This window comes from Salinibacterium sp. (assembly GCF_031364185.1).
Lineage (GTDB): Bacteria > Actinomycetota > Actinomycetes > Actinomycetales > Microbacteriaceae > Rhodoglobus.
Map to the genome: position 1 here is coordinate 1 of NZ_JANLVV010000066.1, position 5,853 is coordinate 5,853.

Genomic DNA, 5,853 nt, shown 5'->3' on the forward strand with positions numbered 1-5,853 from the left:
GGGTTGCCGCGCAGAACGTTAACGCCGATGACGGCCAGCCAGACCGCAGCGATCGCGGTCAGGACGGTCAGCGCCACGGCACTGGCGTAGGAGTCGGGGGTCGCAACGATCAGCTCGATCACGAGGTATCCAATAGCAACCACAAGGAGGGCGCACTGGGCAAAAGTCAACACGGCAAGAGCGACCACGAAAGGGTGCCGGGCAGACACGCCGCGCTCATCACTCACAACGTCGTCCAATACACAACCATTGATTTGCACCTATCGATATGAGAGTCTATATGAGGTTGATTTCCAGCTCCCAGCGTTGCGAGCGGGTCCCCAAAATCTCGAACCCGATGATCCGGGTCAGTACCAGGCATTCGACATACCAGACACACAACGTTCGGAATCTCGTGCCTGTCACCGGCCCCCGCGGTCATCCCCCGCACGCACTGAAGGAGTACCACTATGGATTGGCGCGACAAAGCTGCCTGCCTCACCGCAGACCCTGAACTTTTCTTCCCGGTCGGGAACACCGGGCCAGCGGTCGACCAGATCGACAAGGCGAAGGCGGTCTGCGGCCGTTGCTCGGTGACCGAGATGTGCCTCCAGTACGCGCTCGACACGTCGCAGGATTCTGGAGTCTGGGGCGGCCTCAGCGAAGATGAGCGCCGCGCCCTCAAGCGCCGTGCGGCCCGCGCGCGTCGCGCTTCCTAATCCCGCACCCGCGCGCTTTGAGGGCCCGCTAGCGCCTACTCGTCCGGCAGAGCCATCAGCATCTACCAATGTCAGCTCGATGGTCCGCTGGCTCGGCTGATTACTTACGGTTGAGCCACGTCAGCGGAACTTCGATGGTCACTTCGGTGCCACTGCCCACTAGTGTGTGCCAATCAATTGTTCCGCTGAGTTCGCCCTGAATGAGCGTGCGTACGATCTGGGTTCCCAGGCCGGAGCCGACCTTGCCTTCGGCGAGGCCAACCCCATTGTCGCGCACCTTCACGCTGAGCTTCTCATCGGTGCGTTTGGCGACGATCTCCACCTCGCCGTCGGCCCGGCCGGCCAGCCCATGCTCAACGGCGTTTGTCACCAGCTCGGTGAGCGCAAGCGCGAGCGGGGTGGCATACTCGCTCGGCAGGTTGCCGAAACTGCCGGTCGACTTTGGACGCACCGTCGTGCTGTGACTCGACGCGACCTCGGCGATCAGCATCAACACCCGGTCGAACACCACATCAAAGTCGACATCCTGATTGAGCCCCTCCGAGAGGGTGTCGTGCACCACGGCGATGGCGGCGACCCGGCGCATCGCCTGTCCAAGGGCATCCCTTGCCACGTCTGAGTGGGTGCGCCTGGCCTGGATTCGGAGCAGGGATGCCACGGTCTGCAGATTGTTCTTGACCCGGTGGTGAATCTCGCGGATCGTGGCATCCTTCGTAATGAGCTCGCGCTCCTGATGCCGAACCTCGGTCACGTCGCGGCACAGGACGATCGCGCCTACGCGCTCCCCGCGGTTGCGAATCGGGATTGCCCGGAGCGACACCGTGACCCCGCGGGTCTCAATGTCGGTGCGCCAGGGGGCCCTGCCCGTGACGACGAGCGGGAGCGATTCATCAACGGTGAGCTGACCGCTGATCAGACCCGTCGTGACCTCGGCGAGCGACTCCCCCTCAAGCTCACCCGCGAACCCGATTCGGTTAAATGCCGACAGGGCATTGGGGCTCGCGAAGGTGACAGTGCCATCCACATCAAGCCTGATCAGGCCGTCGGATGCGCGGGGCGCGCCGCGGCGTGGCCCGCTCGGTGCGCCCAGGTCGGGAAAGTCTCCCGAGGCGATCATCGCGAACAGGTCGTTGGCGCAATCGTTGAACGTGAGCTCCTGGCGGCTGGGGGTCCGCGCCTCACTCAGGTTGGTGTGGCGGGTAATGACGGCGATCGGAAGGTCTGTCGTCTGTTTGCCACTCGGGGTGAGTCTTCGCAGAACAGGCACAGCCCGCACGCGGGTGGGCGTCTCCTCGTACCAGTCGGGCGCGGCGGTATCGATGATTCGCGCTGACTGGAACGCTTCGTCGATCTGCGCCTTCCATTCTGGCTTCACCGGCTGGCCGACGAAGTCCCGGTAGAACAGGGTCGCCGAGCTCGAGGGCCTGGCATGCGCCACGGCAACAAACCCACCCTCCACACTCGGCACCCAGAGCACGATGTCGGCAAAGGCGAGATCCGCCAAAAGCTGCCAGTCGCCCACGAGCAGGTGCAGCCACTCGATGTCTGCCTCGGTCGAGCGTCCCTGGGCCTGCACGAGATCACTGAGCGTAGACATGCTGTTAGGTTAGCTCGTGGCTCGGGCCATCCCGAATCTGCTCCGCAGCGTGCGTGCGACCGGCGGCGGCTCCGGCACGAGCCTCGAGGTCACGAGGGTGCGAATAGCGATGCGAGCTGGCGATCTCGGCGCTGAGTCTGCCAGCGTCCGTCCGCTCAGGACGGCACCGTCGAGACCGGCCTGGTCGTGAGGCACGAGCACCGGAGACTCGATCCCACCGAACCTGGACAATGTCTGGGTCACCTGGCCATTCGGATTCATTCCAATCGCGGATGCCCGAATGCGATTCATCACCACGGTCACGTCGGTTGTTGAGGCAGTCTCCATCATGTCGACGTGGGCCCGCAGGAACCGTGACAGACCGACGGGATCGGCCGAGCCCACGGCAACGATGCTGTCGGCTTCGTGCACGGCGGTCACCGCGGCGGCATTGCGGCGCGGGGCGAAGAGGTCGCTGGAGATCTCTTCATCGTTCTCGAGACTGGAGCTGGTGTCGAGGATCGTATAGTCGACCCACGTTCGGCACTGCCGGATCGTGGCCGCCACTCTCTCGCCCGACAGCTCCGGCCATCGGCTTGGGCGGCCGATCCCGGTCAATACCCAGAATCCGCCCAGCGCAGACTCATAGCGCTGGGCGATCCGCTCCAACTCCAGGTGAGTGAGAGTGTCGGTTCCCGCGAGTCGGCACGCCGCCGCAAAACCCGGGGCTTCGTCGAGCATGCCGAGGGCCGGGGCGATGGATGCGCCGTGGGTGTCAACGTCGGCGAGGGCCACCGTGTGGCCAAGGGATGCGAGCTCCGCGGCGATACTGATCGCGATCGTCGTGCGCCCCGGGGAGCCGGATGGCCCCCAGACGGCGATGACCGAGCCACGTTCGGCCCGGCGTCGCTTCGGCGCCGGCTCGCGGCGTGCGCCGTCGATCACGGCCTCAATCTCGGGCCAGGGCGATGCGGCATCCATTGACTCGTACAGCCCCAGGGTTGCCGCATGCCGTCGCGCGGCATCATCCGTCGCCAGGGCGATGATGCGCACGCCCGCCTCGTCACATGCCGCCAGCACACGATCGTTCAGGTATCGGGGTTCTGAGCTGGCGATCACGATGTCCGGCTTCAACGAGCCGACCAACGAGGCAAGTTCGAGAGCACTCACGCTTCGTGCCGCGATGTCGTGCCCGTGTCGGAGCGCATCATCGGAGATACGATCCTCCAGGGCTACCGGCAGAGCCAGGGCAATTCGAGCCATCTCAGTTCCTGCCGGGGATGCTGGCCGGCACAATCGACATCGCGTCAGAATTGGACACGGCCTCTAGCACTCTCGCCACTCGGGCCCTCGGCACGAGCACCTCGACAGCGATCGACCCTCCCCCGGCCATGATCGTGTCCGACTCAACCAGCCGCACGACCGTGGCGTCCGAGACGATTACCGCGGGCGCCCCGAACTGGCCGCTGTCGATTTCCTTCGACGACCAGACATCCACCAGCGAACCTGGCTCGATGGATGCCGCGAGCGCCCCGTTCACCTCCAGCACGAGCGACGTCAGCCTCAGGCCGCTGACGCTGCCCACCGCCGATGCCGGAATCAGCTCGCCCATGTTCACCGAGCGGGTCAGCACAAAGCCGTCATCGGGAATATCCCCGGGCAGCAGATAGAGCGTACCGGCGCCAGCGAGCCGGACGTTGCTCGTATCGAGTTCGCCTGCCTCGATTCGGTCACCGGGCGAAAGCGCCACCTTTGCCGAGTAGACCTGCACGGTCTCGTCGGCCGTCGACACTATGGCGACCACACCCGCGACCGAGGCCGCCACCAGGACGAGGCCGATGAGAAGGCGAGGGTCGAACGCAAACCCGCGGCGGGCCCTGGTTTTGTTCGTCATCAGTCTTCTATCCCTCCGCCGGGCACGCGTGTGCCACAGCGTCTATCGTCGCGATCACGGCTCCAGGGTGACGAAAGTTATCCACATGCCGTCCACGAGCGTGACAACGGTTCCATAATCGAGCCATGGACGACGCGACATCTGCCGAACAACTGGGGCGCTTCCTCACCCTCGGTGATACTGCCGAGCTGCTCAACATCTCGACCAACCAGGCGTATGCCCTCGTCAGGTCGGGCGAGTTGCCCGCGATCAAGGTCGGCGCTGGCGGCCAGTGGCGTGTCGAACGCAGCGTGCTGGAGTCGTATATCGCGGCGATGTATGAACACACCAGGCGGATGAACCTCTGGAACCAGGCTGACTACACGAACCTCACGGAATTCTCGTTTGGTCAGCCTCGGGACAACTAGCTACGGTGCGATGGGCTCACTCACAGTTTCACCATGATCACGGCGGTGAGGGGCACAAGTCGAATCTCGGTGACGTTGGATGCACGACGGGGCGACCCCATCTCGTGAATGGCCAGGTCAAAATGATCCCTGCCCACCCTGTCGATCGTGCCGTGCAGCGAACCAGCGGCCGTCAGTAGCTCCATTGACTTCCGTCGTCGACAGAGGTCGCGAAGCACAAAGGTGAGCCCAAGGCGGGCCGACAGTACCGGATGCGCGGTGGAATCGTCGCCCCCTCCGGCAAGACTTTCGGAGGCCTGGGAGGCAGGGAGGCTAATGCCGGCCACGGAGGAAAGGGGGATGATGCACTGCCGTTCCCGCCGTGCTTCGTCTACCAGGTCCGCCGAGAACCAGTCACGTCCGATCAGCACCGGATGAACAACGAGCCTGTCACCCCCGCACAGCGAGATGCCCAGCCTCAGCGCAGAATCGCGGGGTGTGGCATCCTGCAGCGCCACCAGTCGATCTCGAATAGAGAGCCTTCCCAGGCGAAGTCGCTCCTCTTCCGCATCGAGATCCACCTCTTCCGCCGATATCTCGCGCTCAAGCTGACTCTCCAAATCGTCGAACAAGCTATCCCAGCGCATGGTGGTGAAGTTACTCACCACATCCGAACGACTGCTGAGGTTATCCACAGACCAAAGAAAAACATGGACAAGAGGATGCCTCGACTGGTTTAGTGTGGCTACCCCCCAAAGGGGGAGTGAACAGAATATTCGCATTTCACTGAATCCACTGATCGGGGCACGGCGTGAGCACAGTAGAACCGGTGGAACGGGTCGAAACTGTTGCACCGGGCCTGACCTCACGGGTGATGCCCTCCCCGGAGGCCAAGGCTGGTCGCCCCAGGTTTGTCTCGGACGAATTTTTCGGCCACCAGCCGAGCGCAACCTCGGCTCTTCCAGATCCTTCGCCGCTCATTGAGAACCTCACCAGGGCGGTAATCGAGATCCTGGCGGGCGCACGCGACCTCGAACAGATCTCCCGTTGGGTCACCGACGATGTGTACCGCCACCTGCTCAAGCGGGTGGTTCTCTCGGCCAGGGCGCGTCAGGCCACGGGCCGCAAAGCCACGCGACCCCATTTCTCCATCGGATCGATCTCCCAGTTCGAGCCGCGCGATGGGGCCGTCGAAGCCGTCGTCATTGTGCGCAACCGGGCACGCACCAGGGCCGTCGCCCTTCGCCTCGAGGGCCTCGACAACCGCTGGCGCGCGACAGCGATCAACGTGCTCTAGCT

7 protein-coding genes and 1 pseudogene are annotated in these 5,853 nt (G+C 64.0%); 3 read left to right on the top strand and 5 right to left on the bottom strand.

Annotated elements, in window-relative coordinates; translation table 11 throughout:
* Nucleotides 1–239 (bottom strand): annotated as a pseudogene (locus tag RMN95_RS03435) (hypothetical protein); the annotation flags it as partial.
* Nucleotides 240–449: 210 nt separating this feature from the next.
* Between RMN95_RS03435 and RMN95_RS03440 the strand changes: the two are divergent.
* On the top strand, nucleotides 450–698 hold the full coding sequence (locus RMN95_RS03440; RefSeq protein WP_179498346.1) for a WhiB family transcriptional regulator: 249 nt from the start codon (nucleotides 450–452) through the stop codon (nucleotides 696–698).
* A gap of 100 nt (nucleotides 699–798) precedes the next feature.
* Here the strand turns inward: RMN95_RS03440 and RMN95_RS03445 are convergent, their stop codons facing one another.
* Genes RMN95_RS03445 through RMN95_RS03455 form a run of 3 tightly spaced genes read right to left on the bottom strand, consistent with a single transcriptional unit; the run spans nucleotide 799 to nucleotide 4,168 of the window.
* The gene (locus RMN95_RS03445; RefSeq protein WP_309615564.1) at nucleotides 799–2,295 is read right to left on the bottom strand and encodes a histidine kinase N-terminal domain-containing protein; all 1,497 of its coding nucleotides are present in this window, start codon (nucleotides 2,293–2,295) and stop codon (nucleotides 799–801) included.
* 9 nt (nucleotides 2,296–2,304) lie between these two features.
* Nucleotides 2,305–3,537: a regulator gene (locus RMN95_RS03450; protein WP_309615565.1), complete on the bottom strand. Its 1,233-nt coding sequence runs from the start codon at nucleotides 3,535–3,537 to the stop codon at nucleotides 2,305–2,307.
* A gap of 1 nt (nucleotide 3,538) precedes the next feature.
* On the bottom strand, nucleotides 3,539–4,168 hold the full coding sequence (locus tag RMN95_RS03455; protein WP_309615566.1) for a hypothetical protein: 630 nt from the start codon (nucleotides 4,166–4,168) through the stop codon (nucleotides 3,539–3,541).
* Nucleotides 4,169–4,293: 125 nt separating this feature from the next.
* Between RMN95_RS03455 and RMN95_RS03460 the strand changes: the two genes are divergently transcribed.
* Nucleotides 4,294–4,575 carry a helix-turn-helix domain-containing protein gene (locus RMN95_RS03460; protein ID WP_309615567.1) on the top strand — a complete coding sequence of 94 codons (282 nt, stop codon included), beginning with the start codon at nucleotides 4,294–4,296 and terminating at the stop codon, nucleotides 4,573–4,575.
* A gap of 20 nt (nucleotides 4,576–4,595) precedes the next feature.
* Here RMN95_RS03460 and RMN95_RS03465 read toward each other — a convergent pair whose 3' ends face one another.
* Nucleotides 4,596–5,249, bottom strand: coding sequence for a hypothetical protein (locus RMN95_RS03465; protein WP_309615568.1), 654 nt, complete (start codon nucleotides 5,247–5,249; stop codon nucleotides 4,596–4,598).
* A gap of 116 nt (nucleotides 5,250–5,365) precedes the next feature.
* Between RMN95_RS03465 and RMN95_RS03470 the strand changes: the two genes are divergently transcribed.
* Nucleotides 5,366–5,851, top strand: coding sequence for an Rv3235 family protein (locus tag RMN95_RS03470; RefSeq protein WP_309615569.1), 486 nt, complete (start codon nucleotides 5,366–5,368; stop codon nucleotides 5,849–5,851).
* Nucleotides 5,852–5,853: the final 2 nt, after the last annotated feature.

Coding starts and splice junctions, on each gene's coding strand:
- RMN95_RS03440 (WP_179498346.1), top strand. CDS start 450: ATGGATTGGCGCGACAAAGCTGCCTGCCTCACCGCAGACCCTGAACTT.
- RMN95_RS03445 (WP_309615564.1), bottom strand. CDS start 2,295: ATGTCTACGCTCAGTGATCTCGTGCAGGCCCAGGGACGCTCGACCGAG.
- RMN95_RS03450 (WP_309615565.1), bottom strand. CDS start 3,537: ATGGCTCGAATTGCCCTGGCTCTGCCGGTAGCCCTGGAGGATCGTATC.
- RMN95_RS03455 (WP_309615566.1), bottom strand. CDS start 4,168: ATGACGAACAAAACCAGGGCCCGCCGCGGGTTTGCGTTCGACCCTCGC.
- RMN95_RS03460 (WP_309615567.1), top strand. CDS start 4,294: ATGGACGACGCGACATCTGCCGAACAACTGGGGCGCTTCCTCACCCTC.